The sequence below is a fragment of the Paracoccus aurantiacus genome, from assembly GCF_007993065.1.
Taxonomy (GTDB): domain Bacteria; phylum Pseudomonadota; class Alphaproteobacteria; order Rhodobacterales; family Rhodobacteraceae; genus Paracoccus; species Paracoccus aurantiacus.
In genome coordinates this window covers 253,272-268,572 of the sequence record NZ_VOPL01000005.1, presented here as the reverse complement: position 1 = coordinate 268,572, position 15,301 = coordinate 253,272, and the positions used below count along the sequence as shown (strand labels likewise).

14 protein-coding genes, 1 tRNA gene and 1 riboswitch are annotated in these 15,301 nt (G+C 62.1%); of the genes, 5 read left to right on the top strand and 10 right to left on the bottom strand.

The genetic code is table 11. The features are described from left to right. Positions 1-6 precede the first annotated feature (6 nt). From FQV27_RS13830 to FQV27_RS13795, 8 genes are all read right to left on the bottom strand, one after another. Complete coding sequence (locus FQV27_RS13830) at positions 7-1,002, bottom strand: zinc-dependent alcohol dehydrogenase family protein (RefSeq protein ID WP_147099530.1); 996 nt, start codon at positions 1,000-1,002, stop codon at positions 7-9. 13 nt (positions 1,003-1,015) lie between these two features. Further along, positions 1,016-1,789, bottom strand: coding sequence for an L-iditol 2-dehydrogenase (locus FQV27_RS13825; protein WP_147099528.1), 774 nt, complete (start codon positions 1,787-1,789; stop codon positions 1,016-1,018). Positions 1,790-1,953: 164 nt separating this feature from the next. Continuing rightward, the gene (locus tag FQV27_RS13820; RefSeq protein WP_147099526.1) at positions 1,954-3,258 is read right to left on the bottom strand and encodes an ABC transporter substrate-binding protein; all 1,305 of its coding nucleotides are present in this window, start codon (positions 3,256-3,258) and stop codon (positions 1,954-1,956) included. Between the two features lie 376 nt (positions 3,259-3,634). Beyond that, positions 3,635-4,570 carry an ABC transporter substrate-binding protein gene (locus FQV27_RS13815; protein WP_147099523.1) on the bottom strand — a complete coding sequence of 312 codons (936 nt, stop codon included), beginning with the start codon at positions 4,568-4,570 and terminating at the stop codon, positions 3,635-3,637. A gap of 25 nt (positions 4,571-4,595) precedes the next feature. Continuing rightward, positions 4,596-5,600, bottom strand: a complete 1,005-nt coding sequence (locus FQV27_RS13810) for an ABC transporter permease (RefSeq protein WP_147099521.1) — start codon at positions 5,598-5,600, stop codon at positions 4,596-4,598. Beyond that, a complete protein-coding gene (locus FQV27_RS13805) occupies positions 5,597-7,102 on the bottom strand; it encodes a sugar ABC transporter ATP-binding protein (protein WP_147099519.1) in 1,506 nt (501 codons plus the stop codon). The genes FQV27_RS13810 and FQV27_RS13805 overlap by 4 nt, the downstream gene beginning before the upstream one ends. Continuing rightward, positions 7,099-8,214 carry a Gfo/Idh/MocA family protein gene (locus FQV27_RS13800; protein ID WP_147099518.1) on the bottom strand — a complete coding sequence of 372 codons (1,116 nt, stop codon included), beginning with the start codon at positions 8,212-8,214 and terminating at the stop codon, positions 7,099-7,101. The genes FQV27_RS13805 and FQV27_RS13800 overlap by 4 nt, the downstream gene beginning before the upstream one ends. Before the next feature lie 32 nt (positions 8,215-8,246). Further along, positions 8,247-9,305 (bottom strand): sugar phosphate isomerase/epimerase family protein, encoded by a 1,059-nt coding sequence (locus FQV27_RS13795; protein WP_147099516.1) that lies wholly within the window; start codon positions 9,303-9,305, stop codon positions 8,247-8,249. Positions 9,306-9,441: 136 nt separating this feature from the next. On the opposite strand from FQV27_RS13795, the gene FQV27_RS13790 reads away from it, so the two are divergent. Both FQV27_RS13790 and FQV27_RS13785 read left to right on the top strand, forming a co-directional pair. Next, a complete protein-coding gene (locus FQV27_RS13790; protein ID WP_147099515.1) occupies positions 9,442-10,461 on the top strand; it encodes a LacI family DNA-binding transcriptional regulator in 1,020 nt (339 codons plus the stop codon). A 112-nt stretch (positions 10,462-10,573) separates the two neighbouring features. Continuing rightward, positions 10,574-10,704, top strand: a riboswitch (FMN riboswitch). A gap of 68 nt (positions 10,705-10,772) precedes the next feature. Further along, positions 10,773-11,240 (top strand): 6,7-dimethyl-8-ribityllumazine synthase, encoded by a 468-nt coding sequence (locus FQV27_RS13785; protein WP_147099513.1) that lies wholly within the window; start codon positions 10,773-10,775, stop codon positions 11,238-11,240. A 332-nt stretch (positions 11,241-11,572) separates the two neighbouring features. Here FQV27_RS13785 and FQV27_RS13780 read toward each other — a convergent pair. Further along, positions 11,573-11,648: transfer RNA gene (locus tag FQV27_RS13780), tRNA-Ala, on the bottom strand. Between the two features lie 105 nt (positions 11,649-11,753). On the opposite strand from FQV27_RS13780, the gene FQV27_RS13775 reads away from it, so the two are divergent. Beyond that, the gene (locus FQV27_RS13775) at positions 11,754-12,956 is read left to right on the top strand and encodes an NAD(P)/FAD-dependent oxidoreductase (RefSeq protein WP_147099511.1); all 1,203 of its coding nucleotides are present in this window, start codon (positions 11,754-11,756) and stop codon (positions 12,954-12,956) included. Further along, positions 12,953-13,519, top strand: coding sequence for a 16S rRNA (guanine(966)-N(2))-methyltransferase RsmD (gene rsmD / locus FQV27_RS13770; RefSeq protein ID WP_147099509.1), 567 nt, complete (start codon positions 12,953-12,955; stop codon positions 13,517-13,519). Before FQV27_RS13775 ends, rsmD begins: the two co-directional genes overlap by 4 nt. A gap of 27 nt (positions 13,520-13,546) precedes the next feature. Here the strand turns inward: rsmD and dapD are convergent, their stop codons facing one another. Then, positions 13,547-14,371 carry a 2,3,4,5-tetrahydropyridine-2,6-dicarboxylate N-succinyltransferase gene (gene dapD, locus FQV27_RS13765; RefSeq protein WP_147099507.1) on the bottom strand — a complete coding sequence of 275 codons (825 nt, stop codon included), beginning with the start codon at positions 14,369-14,371 and terminating at the stop codon, positions 13,547-13,549. Between the two features lie 94 nt (positions 14,372-14,465). Between dapD and FQV27_RS13760 the strand changes: the two genes are divergently transcribed. Continuing rightward, complete coding sequence (locus tag FQV27_RS13760) at positions 14,466-15,296, top strand: LOG family protein (protein ID WP_147099505.1); 831 nt, start codon at positions 14,466-14,468, stop codon at positions 15,294-15,296. Positions 15,297-15,301: the final 5 nt, after the last annotated feature.

Below are 15,301 nucleotides of genomic sequence, written 5' to 3'. Positions count from 1 at the left end.
CGCGCGTCAGGATAGTTGCGCCTGTATCTTCAGACTGCCTGCAGGGGCACGGCTTGCCATTACCTCGGCCATTTCCGCCAGCGTCATCTTATGAGAGACGACGCCCGCAATCCCTGCCCCGAAGCTGCGGATCGCCGAAATCGCCTCGGGGATGTTGCGGTTCAGTGAATGGGTTCCGGCAAGGCGAAGCTGACGTCTGAACAGCTCAAACGGGCTGATGCTGATCTTTGCATCCGGCGGGCAGACGCCGAAGAACAGCACGCTGCCGCCGTCTGCGGAATAATCCACCAGCGACGCAGCCACATCGGGGCGTCCGGTGGCATCGACACAGATATCCATTTCGCGCCGCAATGCACGCATCGGATCGCCGCCGCTTTCCACGGCATCAAAGCCGAAACCGCGCGCCAGATCGAGCCGCGAGTGATCAATATCTGCCAGCGTGATCCGCGTCAGCCCCTTGGTCCGCAGCGCAATTGCAAGCAACAGACCGATCGGTCCCGCGCCGACAATCAGCGCCTCATCCTGCGGCTTCGGCGCCAGCGCGCCGACGCCGTTCAGAACGCAGCCCATCGGCTCGGCGAGTGCGGCCTGCTCGAACGGCAGATCGCCGATCAGGTGCAGGTTGCGCATATCGACCGCGCTGTATTCGGCAAAACCGCCATTCCGGGTGACGCCATAAGCGCCCAAGGTCGCGCAGAGGTTATGATTACCGCGCCGGCAAGCGCGGCATTCGCCGCAGGACAGGTTCGGATCGACAACGACATGATCGCCCACAGCGAAACCCGAAACCTCGCTGCCGGTCTGAACCACGACCCCGGCATATTCATGCCCCGGCACGACCGGAAAGGCCCCCGTGCCATAGCGCGCATGCATAACGTCGATATCCGTGTGGCACATCCCGCTGCTGCGCACCTTTATCAGAACCTCGTTCGGGGCGGGTTCCGGATCGGCAAGGTCGCAGAGCGTCACCTGCCCGCTGGCCGGAAAGGTTATGGCTTTCATGCAATAGTCCCGGTCAACTCATCCATTGTCCGCCATCGACATTGTAGCATTGCGAGACGATGTAATTGGCGTCGTCCGACGCCAGAAAGACGGCCATACCGGTCAGGTCATCCGGCGTCGCAAAGCGCCCGGCGGGCACACCGGCCTCGACCTCGGCCTTCTTCTGACCGGGCTGCTTTCCTTCCAGTTTCGCAAACATGGAATCGACATGCTGCCAATGCGCGCCATCGACGACGCCCGGCGCAATGGCGTTCACGTTGATGCCGTGTTTTATCAGGTTCAGCCCAGCCGATTGCGTCATGCTGATGACAGCGGCCTTGGTGGAACAATAGACCAGCACAAGCGGCTCGCCCCGCCTGCCCGCCTGACTGGCCATGTTGATGATCTTGCCGCCATGCCCCTGCGCGATCATCTGGCGCGCCGCCGCCTGCATGGTGAACAGCGTGCCCGCCACATTCACGGCATAGAGCTTGTCATAGCTTGCCCGCGTGATGTCGACCGTCTCGGCCGCATCGAACAGGGCCGCATTGTTAATCAGGATGTCCAGTTTGCCTGCCCGGTCCACGACCGACGCGATTGCCGCGTCGATGCTGTCCTGCTGACTGACATCAAGTTGCACCGCATATGCCGCATCGCCGATTTCGGCGGCTGCCGCCTTTGCGGCATCCAGATTGATATCGGCAATGGCGACAGTTGCGCCTTCGCGGATATAGGCTTCGGCGAAGCCGCGCCCGATCCCTTGTGCTGCGCCTGTTATGATCGCGGATTTTCCTTCAAGACGCTTCATTGCTCTCCTGCTCCTGTGTGGGGTCCGGGCGGTTTGACAAGCACGCCATTCAGGCGGCTGTCCCGTTTTGGGTGAACTTGCAGACGGGCGCGGATATCGCCCGGATTGCGTGTCGTGGCGCCGCCCGATCAGACGGGCGGCGCTGGTGTCACAGTCAGAACGGACTACTTCGGATAACCAGCACGTGCCATCTCGCGCGTCGCAACCGCCTGAGACGCCGCAAGTGCGTCCTCTGCCGACATCTGACCAGCAAGCGCGGCGGAAATATTCTGCCCGACACTTGTTCCAATTCCCTGGAATTCGGGGATCGAGACATACTGGATGCCCGAATAAGGCACAGGTACGGCAGTCGCGTCATCCGGGTTCGCATTTTCGATCGCGCTCAGCACCGTGGCGGCGAAAGGTGCTGCATCGACATAGTTCTGGTTATCGTATGTTGACTGACGCGTGCCGGGCGGAACCGCGACCCAGCCCTTTTCCTCGCCAACCAGATTCACATAGTCTTCGCTGGTCGCCCAGGCCACGAAGTCCTTCGCGACCTCTGCCTTGTTCGAACTTGCCGGAATGGCCAGCGACCAGGCCCAGAACCACGCATTCCCCTTGTCGACGGAGGCGACCGGCGCGACGGTGAAGCCGACGCTTTCGGCGACCTTGGACTGCGTCGGGTCGAACACCCTGCCCGCCGCCGAGGTCGCGTCAATCCATATCGCGCATTTGCCCGTCTGGAACAGCGCCTGATTCTCGTTGAACCCGTTAGACGTCGCGCCGGGCGGGCCGTAATTGCTCATCACATCAAGATAATAGGACAGCGCATCGGCCCAGGGCTGCTGATCCAGCTGCGGGGTCCAGCTTTCGTCGAACCAGATCCCACCATTCGTGTTCACCAGCGTGCCGAAGAAGGCCATATTCTCGCCCCAGCCGGGCTTACCGCGCAGACAGATGCCGTATTGTTCCTTGCTTTTATCGGTAAGCTTCTCTGCAAATTCGGCGATCTGCGCATAGGTCGGCTGATCGGGCATCGTCAGACCAGCCTCTTCGAACAGATCCTTTCGATACATGGTGAAGGAGCTTTCGGCGTAGAAGGGCAGCGCAAACAGCTGGCCGTCGCTTGAAAGACCGGCTTTGACCGCCGGAATCAGGTCGTCGTAATCGTAGCCCTCGATCCCGTCCAGTGGCGTCAGCCACCCCTGCTGGCCCCAGATCGGGGCCTCGTACGAGCCGATGGTCATGATGTCATATTGCCCGCCATTGGTGGCGATGTCGGTGGTCACACGTTCGCGCAGGATGTTTTCTTCCAGGGTCACCCAATTGATGGTGTTCCCCGTCTCTTCCTCCCATTTCGATGAGAGCTCCTGCATGATGATCATGTCACCATTGTTGACGGTGGCGATGGTAATGTTCTCGGCATGTGCCGCCAGACCGGCAGCCGTCAAAACGGTCGCACCGCAGAATGCTTTCTTCAATGTCATCGGATAGCCTCCCTTTCTCCTCTGCAGGCAAATTTTCAGATAAATGTTATCGCGTCAATATAAAAATTGACACGAGTAAATTTTATCAGGCACGAGACGTGCGATCTCCTTCGGCACACAGCGCGTATCAGGCCGATGATGCCACATGCGTTCACCATGCCATGACTTGAGCATGGCAGAGAAAACACGCCCGCTGCAACGGGGCGGAACGCAGGATGGCAGATCACGCGGGATTTTGCGCGCAGAAGGCCGCGACAGGCTGGTTGTCTGTGCGTGCGCCTGACCCGGCAAGGACCGGGTCCGTTAATTCACTCGGATGGAATGGCAGCGAATGGCGCGGGCGCGATCATCTGCGCCCGCCCCTCTGGTCAGGCCGTCAGTACGGGCTGTCCTCGAAATAGAAGTCCTCGGCATTGTCCGCGGTAATCAGTTCAGAGGCGATGATGAACTCTCCGCTGACCGGCGCCGCGCCAGAGACACCAAGCGCCGTCATCTCGATTGCGGTCGAGATCATGGCCGGCGGATAGGTCACATCGACCGGAACCGTCGTGTCATTGTCGCGGATACGGGCGACCATTTCCTTCATGCCCGCGCCGCCGACAACGATCATTTCACCCGTACGACCTGCCTGTTCGATCGCGGCAAGCGCGCCAACTGCCATATCGTCATCAGCCGCCCATACGGCGTCGATTTCTGGGAAGCGGGACAGATAGTCCTGCATCAGACCGAAAGCGGTGTCACGGTTCCAGTTGCCGTGATCCATGGCCAGAACCTCGATCCCCGAACCTTCCAGCGCGGCCTCAAAACCTGCGACGCGTTCGTTATCGACTTCGGAAGCGATGCCGCGCATGACGACGACCTTCGCGCCATCGTCGAGGTTTTCAGCGAAATAGGTGCCGGCGGTGCGGCCAAAGCTGTCATTGTCGCCCGCGACATAAAGGTCCTCGATCCCTTCCTGGGCCAGCCCACGGTCGACGACCGTGACCCAGACACCGCCATCGGCGACGCGCTGGATCGGGGCGGTCAGCGGCTCGGATTCGAAGGGCAGCACCACCAGCGCGTCGATATTCCGGGTCGCGACCATATCCTCGATATCAGAGACCTGCTGGCTGGGCCCCGACGTCGTCGTCAATACGAAGTCCAGATCGGGATTGGCCGCCTCAAGGCGCTCGATGGTGCGCTCGGCGTGGTAGTTCAGTGCTCCGGCCCAGCCATGCGTCGCGGCGGGGATGGAAACGCCGATCGTCTCTGCCAGCAATGGCGACGCAAACAGGCCGGTCAGGGCGGTCGCGGTAATCAGGGTCTTGTGCATTTGGTCTCTCCTCCTTGGATTTTCGTTATCGTGCGGGGCCGCTATTGCGTTGCAATACGACGGCCAGAATGATGACGACGCCCTGAATGGCACCGTTCAGATACGGGCTGACGAAGTCGGTCAGGTTCAGCAGGTTGCTGATCAGCGACAGGATCAGCACCCCGACCACGGTGCCCCAGACGCGGCCGAAGCCGCCCTTCAGCAGGGTGCCGCCGATAATGACCGCGGCAATCGCCTCAAGCTCCCACAAAAGGCCGGTGGTCGCCGAGGCAGAACCGAGGCGCGGCACATACATGACCACCGCGATCCCGACCGACAGCCCCAGCAGCACATAGGTTGCAAGCTTGACGCGCTGCACATGGACCGAGGAATAGCGCGCGACCTTTTCGTTCGATCCGATTGCCGCGCAATGGCGTCCGAACGCGGTATGGCGCATCACGATCTCGCCCAGGATCGCCAGCAGCGCGAATACGATGATCGGCCAGCTCAACCCCAGAATGCCGCCGTAATAGACCGGGCTGTATAGACTGCTCAGCCCGCTGCCGAGCGACAGCGTGCCGCCATCGGCCAGCCAGGTAATCAGGCTGCGATAGATGCCCATGGTCCCGAGCGTCAGGATGAATGCCTCGATCCCGGCGCGCGTGATCAGGATGCCGTTGATAAAGCCCGCCGCAAGTCCGGCACCCAAGGCCAGCACGATGCCCAGCAGGATCACGACGACGCTGTCGCCCATGCTGACGCTCAGCCAGTTCATCGCCATGATCATCAGCCCGGCGACGAAAGCTGCCATTGAGCCGACCGACAGGTCCAGCCCCCCGGCGGTAATGACAAAGGTCATGCCAATGGCGATGATGCCGATAAAGGCCGAGCGCGCCAGCACGTTGGTGACGTTGGAATAGCTGAGGAAATTCGGATTCAGCATGACCCCGATCAGGATCAGCACCACCAGTGCCACCAGCGGGCCGATGACCCGAAGATCAACCTTGCGGGCGCGCGCGGCACCGGTATTCGAGATACTTTCCGCGCTCATGCCGCGTTCTCCTTTCCGCTCTGCTCCATACCCATCGCCAGTCGCACGATCCCGTTTTCGGTCACGGCGTCGCCTGCCAGTTCGCCCGCGACGCGGCCCGCATGCATGACGACGACACGCGAGGCGAGGCCGATCAGTTCGGGCATTTCGGATGAGATGACGATGATGCTGCGCCCGCCGGCTGCAAGATCGGCGATCAGGTTATAGACCTGTTGCTTCGTGCCGATATCAATGCCCCGCGTCGGCTCGTCTATGATGACGACATCGGGGTCGCTGAGAAGCGTCTTGGCCAGCAGAAGCTTCTGCTGGTTGCCCCCCGACAGATCGCCCACCGCCATGTTGCGGGCCGGAACCTTGATGGCGAAATCCTCGATGGCGCGGTCAAGCGCCGCCTCCTCGCGCTTGCGGTCGATTAGCGGGCGGCCAAAATCCTTGAGCAACGGCAGGGTAAGGTTCTCGCGCAGCGATTTTTCCAACAGCAGGCCCGCGCCCTTGCGGTCTTCGGTCAGATAGACCAGCCCGGCTTTCATCGCCTGCGCAACCTGCCCGGCGGCCAGCGGCTGACCCTTCAGCATGACAGTGCCGGTGCGCGGGCGCAGCCCTGCAATCGCTTCTGCCAGCTCGGTGCGGCCCGACCCGACAAGACCGCCAATGCCCAGCACTTCGCCACGATGCAGGGTCAGGCTTGCATTCTCTACAACGCCGCGGACGCTGACATTGCTGACTTCAAGGATCGGCTCCGCCCCGCGGTCCGACTTGGGCGGGTAAAGGTCCGAAAGCTCGCGCCCGACCATGGCGGTGGCCATGTCATCCTCTGTCACGTCGTCGATCAGGTCCGAACGGACCATGATCCCGTCGCGCAGCACCGTCACCCGGTCGGCAATCCGCTTGACCTCGCCCAGCTTGTGAGAGGTGTAAAGGATTGCCACGCCCTCGTCGCGCAGACGTTCGACCTGACGAAACAGAACCTCTGTCTCGCGTTCGGTCAGCACCGCAGTCGGTTCGTCCATGATCAGCACACGCGCCTGACGCGAAAGCGCCTTTGCGATTTCGACCATCTGCTTTTCCGGGACAGAGATTTCGCTGACCGGCGTCGCCGGGTCCGCCCGGCTTTCCAGTCGCGACATCAGCTCTGCCGTGCGCGTTCGCATCGCGCGGTGATCCAGCCGCCAGCCGCGCTTCAGCTCTCGCCCCAGGAACACGTTCTGATCGACAGAGAGATGTTCGGCGAGGTTGAATTCCTGGTGGATCATGATGATCCCCAGATCCTCGACCTGATCGGACCCGGTAAACTCGATCGGTTTACCGTCAAGGATGATCTCGCCCCTGGTCTGCGACAGATAGCCGGCAAGAATTTTCATCGTCGTGGACTTGCCGGCACCATTCTCGCCGATCAGGGCGTGGACCTCGCCGGGGCGCAGCGCAAAATCCACGCCGTGCAGAACCTCGATCGGGCCGAACGACTTCGTCACGCCCTTCAGCGCAAGTATCGGCTCGCTCATGGCATCACCGTCACGAATGCCGCGTTTTGCGCGTTGGAACGGATGCAGGCGTCGATGAAGAACAGTCCCGTCAGCCCGTCATCGACGCCCGGTGTGGCCAATCCGTCAGGCGGGGCCTCGCCAGCCTGACGGGCGCGGATCGCTGTCGCGGCTTCGGCATAAATGTTTGCAAAGCCTTCCAGATAGCCTTCGGGGTGACCGGCAGGCGTACGGCTGAGACGCCCCAGCCCCTCGACCGTCTCCGGCCCATTGCGGCGCAGCTTCTGCGCTGGCTGGCCGAATGGCGTGAACCACAACGTTTCGGGCGTCTCATGCGACCATTCCAGACCGCCCTTGTCACCGTACACCCGCAGCTTCAGCCCGTTTTCGGTGCCCGGCGCGACCTGCGACGCCCAAAGCATCCCGCGCGCACCAGATGCATAGCGCATCAGGATATTGGCATTGTCGTCCAGCTTGCGACCGGGAACGAAGCTGGACAGGTCGGCGGCAATCTGGTCGGGCGCCATGCCGGTGACGAAATTCGCCAACTGGAAGGCATGGGTGCCGATATCGCCAATCGCGCCGCCCGCCCCCGCCTTGGCGGGATCGCCGCGCCATTCCGCCTGCTTGCTGCCCGACGCTTCCGTCAGCCAGTCCTGCGCATATTCGACCTGCACCAGCCGCAGATCGCCCAGATCGCCGCGTTCGATCATCGCCCGCGCCTGCCGGATCTGCGGATAGGCAGAATAGTTGTGGGTCAGCACGAAAAGCGCATCCGACTGGCGCACCAGTTCGGCAAGCTCATGCGCCTGTTCCAGCGATACCGTCATCGGCTTGTCGCAGATGACGTGGATGCCCTGCGCGAGAAACGCCCGCGCCGCGGGGAAATGAAGGTGGTTCGGCGTGCAGATGGTCACAGCCTCGATCCCGTCATCGCGCGCCGCCTCTGCACGCGCCATGTCGTCGAAGTCTGCGTAGCTGCGGTCCGAAGCGATACCCAGCCGGGCCGCGCTTTCGGCGGATCTTTCCGGTGTGGACGACAGCGCCCCGGCCACCAGCACATATTCGCCGTCCATCCGCGCGGCGATGCGGTGGACATTTCCGATCAGCGCGCCGGCACCTCCGCCGACCATTCCCAGTCTGATAGGTCTGTGTCTATCCACTCTTATCCCTCCAGGCCCAGCATCCGGCGGTTGGCTGCCGCGTCTGTGCCGCTGTCGGCGAAGTCGTCGAAACTGCGGTCTGTCACACGGATGATATGATCGCGCACGAACTGCGCGCCTTCCCGCGCGCCGTCTTCGGGGTGCTTCAGCGCGCATTCCCATTCGACGACCGCCCAGCCGTCGAAGTCATATTGCGTGAGCTTGGAAAAGACGGCCTTGAAGTCAACCTGACCGTCGCCGGGGCTGCGGAAGCGACCGGCGCGATCGCTCCAGCCCTGATACCCGCCATAGACACCCTGCCGGCCGGTCGGATTGAATTCGGCATCCTTGACATGGAACATGCCGATGCGCTCGGCGTAGATGTCGATATTTTCCAGATAATCAAGCTGTTGAAGGATATAGTGCGACGGGTCGTAAAGCATGCGTGCGCGCGGGTGCTGATCCACGCGGTCAAGGAACATCTCGAATGTGGTGCCGTCGTGCAGATCCTCTCCGGGATGGATCTCGAAACAGATATCGACGCCGCGTTCCTCGGCATGGTCAAGGATCGGGCGCCATCTGGTCGCCAGTTCATCGAATGCTGCCTCGACCAGCCCCGGTTGACGCTGAGGCCAAGGGTAAAGATACGGCCATGCCAACGCGCCCGAGAACGCGGCCATTCTGTCGAGGCCCAGATTGGCCGAGGCATCCACGGTTTTCGTGACCTGCTCGACACCCCAGGCTTGCCGAGCCTTGGGATTGCCCCGAACAGATGCCGGTGCAAAACCGTCGAACGCCTCGTCATAGGCCGGGTGAACAGCGACAAGCTGCCCCTGAATATGGGCCGAAAGCTCCGTGATTTCGACGCCACTTTTGCGGGCGCGGCCAAGCAGTTCATCACAGTAGTCTTGAGAGGTCGCAGCAAGATCAAGGTCCATCAGCGCCGCTTCGCCCGACGGCACCTGTACACCCAGATAGCCCTGATCGGCAGCCCATCGGGTTATCGCATCGAAGCTGTCGAACGGCGTTTTCGTGCCGACGAACTGGGCCAGAAACAGCCCAGGACCCTTGATCGTTTTCATATTCCCCCCGGTCTCCGCCCCAGAACCGATTCTTGATATGTAATCGGTTTCACGGCAATCTGTCACAGAATGAAAAGGTTTACAATACCCCCGTTTTCGCGAATCAATAGCCGACAGACACAAAGGGCAGCATCGCGTGACACAGCAGAAAAGACCGCCCAGAATTCACGACGTTGCGCAGCGCGCGGGCGTTTCGGTCGCGACCGTCAGCAGGGTTATGTCGAACCCCGCAATCGTCGCCGAGGCGACACGGATCGCGGTGGAAAGCGCGATTGCAGAGACTGGCTATACGCTGAACGTCACCGCGCGCAACCTGCGCCAGCAGCAGGTTGGCGCGGTGCTGGCGCTGGTTCCGAAGCTTGCCAATCCGTTCTTCTCGGTCATTCTATCGGGCATCGCGGACGTGCTGCGCGGAAAGGGCCTTAATCTTCTTGTGCTCGATACGATGGTGGGCGACGCGAATGCCCCGCAAGGCATCGGCAGCTATCTGACCCGCTCACATTCGGACGGTGTGATCGTTCTTGACGGCAGGCTCAGCCCGGATCTGTTCCAGAGGCCCAATTGTCCGCCGGTCGTGCAAGCCTGCGAATGGATCAAGGGGCTTTCCGCGCCGAAGGTTCTTGCCGACAATGCCGCTGGAAGCAATCTCGCGATACAGCATCTGGCAGGGCTGGGGCATCACGACATTCTCCATCTGACGGGGCCGCTGATGAACTCGCTGACCACATCCCGGCGCGCGGGCGTTCAGCAGGGGCTCGCCGAGGCCGGGCTGAACATCACTGCCGATGATCGCGTGATCCACGGCGATTTCTCGCTGCGCTCGGGCCACCAGGCGGCTCTGCAGATCCTGTCGATGACGACCATGCCAACCGCCGTCTTCTGCGACAATGACGAGATGGCAATCGGCCTGATGAACGGGCTTACCCAAGGCGGACGCCGCGTGCCGCAGGACATCTCGGTTGTCGGCTTCGACAATATCGAGATGTCCGCCTACACCCTGCCCCCGCTGACGACGATCCGCCAGCACCGCGCCGAGCTTGGCCGGCAGGCCGCCGAAACGCTGCTGGCACTGATTGAGGGCAAGGAGGGCGAGGAGGAAAAGATCCTGCCGGTCGAACTGGTGATCCGCGACAGCACCTCGGCGCATCCGGGTTGAACCTGTCCGTCAGCCCCGACCCTGATCATTTTGTTGAACACCGGCACCTGACCCATGAAGGATCAGATTTGCCGGGCCGCATTGACAGAACTCTGCCGCGACCCTAGTTAAACTGCATTCTCAGGGCGGGGCGGAACTCCCCACCGGCGGTCACAGCCCGCGAGCGCCTTCCGGAAGGAAGGGTCAGCAGATCCGGTGAAATTCCGGGGCCGACGGTTACAGTCCGGATGAGAGAGAATGGAGCGGTCGGACCAGCGGTCCGGGCGCTTTTGAAGCCCTGGGATCTTGTCATGTTGAAAGGACCTGGAGCTATGACAAAATCCCTTAAATTCGCCTTCATCAAGGCGCGCTGGCATGCCGATATCGTCGATCAGGCGCTCACCGGATTCGAGCAGCGTCTGCAGGAACTTGGCGTGACCGCCACGGTCGACAGTTTTGACGTGCCTGGCGCGTTTGAAATGCCGCTGCTGGCACAGAAGCTGGCGCAAAGCGGCGACTATGCCGCCGTCGCGGCGGCGGCTCTGGTGGTCGATGGAGGCATCTACCGGCACGATTTCGTCGCACAGGCGGTGGTGTCCGGGCTGATGGAGGCCGGCATGAAGACCGGCGTGCCAGTGCTTTCGGTTTCGTTGACACCACACCATTTCCAGCCCTCATCCGAACATCATGGCTTCTTCATGGATCATTTCGTGAAAAAGGGCCGCGAGGCGGCGGATGCAGCGGTGCAGATCGTGGCCTGCCATGATGGTCTGAAAGCCGGGGCGCTGGCAGCAGCGTGACGACGACCGGCGCCGCGCCCGCGGGCGCGGCACAGTGTTCAGGCGATAATGCCCTTAATCCCGTGCCATCGCTGTGCTCATGCTGTCACAAGGGAAGCGTGGGCCACAACGCTGGACGTCGTCCACGCTGTGGATGGACGGTCACCTGCTGTTGAGGGCGGAAGACGTTGCTGGCCGACGAGGGTTCAGGTTGTTGAGACAGGCCAACCTGCAGCTCAAGGAACGCCGTGACTGCAGGCCGCAGTTTCTCACCAGAATCCGCCGTTCGCGCCGGTTCATATGTTGAGACGACATCGACGAAATCGGCGCGTCCATAACGAAAGCATGAAAGCTGGTGGAGCCGAGGGGAATCGAACCCCTGGCCTCGTCATTGCGAACGACGCGCTCTACCAACTGAGCTACGGCCCCATCAGGCGGCTAATTGGACCCGAGCAAAGTTATTGTCAAGCCGCGAATCATGGCACTTGCGCCCCTTGCGCCGGCAGGCCATGACGTTCCCGAAAGGGGATCGTCATGAATATCGTGATACTCGGCGCGGGACAGGCGGCCGCGTCCTTGGCAGCGAAGCTTCGCGGGATCGGACATGATGGCGGCATCACCATCATAGGCGAGGAAGCGGCGTTTCCGTATCAGCGCCCGCCTTTGTCGAAGGCCTATCTTCTTGGTGACATGCCACTCGAACGGCTGACCCTTCGCGCTGATGACTGGTGGCAGGAGCAGGGGATCACGATGCTGACGGGGACACGCGCGACCCGGATCGACCGTATTGCTGGCCATATTGAGACGACGGCGGGGCCCGTGCCTTACGATCAGCTCGCGCTGACGCTTGGTGCGGTTCCGCATCGCCTTCCCGGACAGATTGGCGGCGATCTCGGCAGGGTTCACACGCTGCGCAATCTGGACGATATTGCGCAATTGCGACCGGACCTACAGGCCGGGCGAAGGCTTGTCGTCATCGGTGGCGGCTATATCGGGCTGGAAGCGGCGGCGGTCGCGCGAAAGCTGGGGCTTGATGTAACGCTGGTCGAGGCCGCCCCGCGTATCCTGGGACGTGTCGCGGCGCCCGAAACTGCGGACATGATCCGCGAACTGCATCGTGCGCATGGCGTCGACATCATCGAAGGCGCGAGCGTGAACCGGTTGCTGGGTGCGGACCGCGTCACCAGCATTGAACTGGCGGATGGGCGCAGCCTGCCCGCCGATCTGGTCGTGCTGGGGATCGGTATAGCGCCCGAAACAGGGCTGGCAGCCGATGCGGGTCTGGTGGTCGACAATGGCATCGCCTGCAATGCCCGCGGTCAGACATCCGACCCGGCGATCTGGGCTGCCGGCGATTGCGCATCCTTCCCGTGGCGCGGCCAGAGGATCAGGCTGGAAAGTGTTGGCAACGCAATCGACATGGCTGAACTTGTCGCCGACAACATGCTGGGCGCGGCGCGCGATTATGACCCCAAGCCCTGGTTCTGGTCCGATCAGTATGACGCAAAGCTGCAGATTGCCGGTCTGAATGCGGGCTATGACCGGACTGTATCGCGTCCGGGCGAAGGCGCCCAAAGCGGTTCGGTCTGGTATTACGCGCAGGACAGGCTGATCGCGGTGGATGCACTGAACGATGCCCGCGCCTATATGGTCGGCAAGCGGTTGATCGAGGCCGGGCGCAGCCCGGACCCCGCGCGGGTCGGCGATCCGTCCACGCCTGTAAAGGAGTTGCTTTGAGGATCATCGGCGGCAATCTTCGCGGCCTGAAACTGGCCGAAATCGGCGCGGGCGACCCGGCCGCGCATCTGCGGCCGACGACGGACCGGGTGCGCGAGACGATGTTCAATCTTCTCATCAACAGCCTTGGTATCACGATCAGCGGGCGTCGCGTGCTGGACCTGTTCGCGGGAACCGGCGCGCTCGGGCTTGAGGCGTTGTCGCGTGGCGCTGCGCGGGTTGCCTTCGTCGATGACGGCACCGCCGCGCGCGCCCTGCTTCGCAGCAATATAGAAAAAGCCCGCGCCATGGGTGTCACGGATGTCTGGCGACGCGATGCAACGCGTCTGGGTCCGAACCGGGGCTCAGGCTACGATCTGGTTTTCATGGACCCGCCCTATGGCCACAGCAAGGGCGAGGCGGCACTGCAATCAGCGATAGATGGTGGCTGGCTCGCGTCCGATGCGATCATCGTTTGGGAAGAAAGCAGTCCACCCCGCCTGCCCGGCGGGTTCGACCTTCTCGACCAGCGGCGCTATGGCGATACGCTTGTCACGATATTGCAAAGGCGCGCGGCGGGCTGACAGGCAGGCCGCGCGCCACAGCCGCGCTCAGTCGCGCAGCAGTTCGTTGATCGACGTCTTGGACCGGGTCTTTTCATCGACGCGCTTCACGATCACGGCGCAGTAAAGGTTGATGCCGTTCTTCGACGGCATGGAGCCCGCGACCACGACCGAACCGGCCGGAACCTCGCCATACATGACCTCGCCCGTTTCACGATCGACGATCTTGGTGGATTTGCCGATGAACACCCCCATCCCGAGAACCGAGCCTTCGCGGATGATGCAGCCCTCGACCACTTCGGAACGGGCACCGATGAAGCAGTTATCCTCGATGATGGTCGGACCTGCCTGCATGGGTTCCAGCACACCGCCGATGCCGACACCGCCGGAAAGATGGACGTTTTTGCCGATCTGCGCGCAGGAACCCACCGTGGCCCAGGTGTCAACCATCGCACCTTCATCGACATAGGCGCCCAGGTTCACGAAGCTGGGCATCAGCACCACGCCCCTAGCGATAAAGGCGGATTTGCGCACGATGCAGTTCGGCACAGCGCGGAAACCTGCCTCGCGCCACTGGTTGTCGCCCCAGTCCGCGAACTTGCTGTCGACCTTGTCCCACCAGCCGCCGCCCTGCGGGCCGCCCGACTGCATTTCCATGTCCTTGATCCGGAAGCCAAGCAGCACCGCCTTCTTGGCCCATTGGTTCACATGCCAATCCCCGCCACGCTTTTCGGCCACGCGAAGCGCACCGCTGTCGAGCGCGTTGAGGGTGTCCTCGATCGCCTCGCGCGTCTCGCCGGTGGTGGCGGGGGTGATCGCGTCGCGGTCTTCCCAAGCGGTCTCGATGGCCTTTTCCAGCGCGTCGTTCGACATGAATCTCTCCTCGGTCAGGGTGGAAACTGGTTGCACAGGGCTATAAGCGTGAGAGAACACTGGCGCAATGCGCCTGCCCCTATCAGAGGCCGACATGACCGAAGACGAAGCCCGCGCCCACCCCTTCCCGCATAGCCGCGAAGACGCCAAATCGGCCGAAAAGACCCCGGACACACCGCAGACCCGCGCGCCTGCCTACAAACTGGCCTTTGCGGATACAGAATTCCTGCTGCGCGAGGAGTTGCGAGCCGTCCGCCTGCAGCTGGAGCTGCTGAAGCCGCAGATGATCCTGGACGAACGCGGCATCGAATCGACCGTGGTGATGTTCGGCGGCGCGCGCATCCCGGCCCCGGACCACCGCGAGGACGCGCGCACCGAAGCGCTTGCGGAGATGTCGAAATATTACGAAGAGGCCTATGAATTCGCCAAATTGATGACGGAACGCAGCCTGGAAACCTATGGCCGCGATTTCGTCATCTGCACGGGCGGCGGGCCGGGCGTGATGGAGGCAGGGAACCGCGGCGCGCATGATGCCGGCGGGCAGTCGATCGGGCTTGGGATCGTGCTGCCGCACGAGCAGGCACCGAACGAATTCGTGACGCCGGACCTGTCATTCAACTTCCACTATTTCGCGATCCGGAAGATGCATTTCCTGCTGCGCGCGCGCGCCATTACGGTTTTCCCGGGCGGGTTTGGCACCCTGGATGAGCTGTTCGAAACACTGACCCTGATGCAGACCGGGCGTATGAAGCGCGTGCCGATGCTGCTGTTCGGTCGCGAATTCTGGGATCAGGTCATCAACTGGGAAGCGCTTGCCAAAGCCGGCACGATCAGCGAAGGCGATCTTGATCTTTTCCGCTATGTCGAGACGGCGCGCGAAGCTGTCGAGATCATCGACGATTTCGACCCGAACGGCTGCGACTGAGCGCA

Excerpts from the sequence above, each read along its gene's own strand:
- FQV27_RS13830 (WP_147099530.1), bottom strand. The coding sequence starts at position 1,002 with ATGAAAGCCATAACCTTTCCGGCCAGCGGGCAGGTGACGCTCTGCGAC.
- FQV27_RS13825 (WP_147099528.1), bottom strand. The coding sequence starts at position 1,789 with ATGAAGCGTCTTGAAGGAAAATCCGCGATCATAACAGGCGCAGCACAA.
- FQV27_RS13820 (WP_147099526.1), bottom strand. The coding sequence starts at position 3,258 with ATGACATTGAAGAAAGCATTCTGCGGTGCGACCGTTTTGACGGCTGCC.
- FQV27_RS13815 (WP_147099523.1), bottom strand. The coding sequence starts at position 4,570 with ATGCACAAGACCCTGATTACCGCGACCGCCCTGACCGGCCTGTTTGCG.
- FQV27_RS13810 (WP_147099521.1), bottom strand. The coding sequence starts at position 5,600 with ATGAGCGCGGAAAGTATCTCGAATACCGGTGCCGCGCGCGCCCGCAAG.
- FQV27_RS13805 (WP_147099519.1), bottom strand. The coding sequence starts at position 7,102 with ATGAGCGAGCCGATACTTGCGCTGAAGGGCGTGACGAAGTCGTTCGGC.
- FQV27_RS13800 (WP_147099518.1), bottom strand. The coding sequence starts at position 8,214 with ATGGTCGGCGGAGGTGCCGGCGCGCTGATCGGAAATGTCCACCGCATC.
- FQV27_RS13795 (WP_147099516.1), bottom strand. The coding sequence starts at position 9,305 with ATGAAAACGATCAAGGGTCCTGGGCTGTTTCTGGCCCAGTTCGTCGGC.
- FQV27_RS13785 (WP_147099513.1), top strand. The coding sequence starts at position 10,773 with ATGACAAAATCCCTTAAATTCGCCTTCATCAAGGCGCGCTGGCATGCC.
- FQV27_RS13775 (WP_147099511.1), top strand. The coding sequence starts at position 11,754 with ATGAATATCGTGATACTCGGCGCGGGACAGGCGGCCGCGTCCTTGGCA.
- dapD (WP_147099507.1), bottom strand. The coding sequence starts at position 14,371 with ATGTCGAACGACGCGCTGGAAAAGGCCATCGAGACCGCTTGGGAAGAC.
- FQV27_RS13760 (WP_147099505.1), top strand. The coding sequence starts at position 14,466 with ATGACCGAAGACGAAGCCCGCGCCCACCCCTTCCCGCATAGCCGCGAA.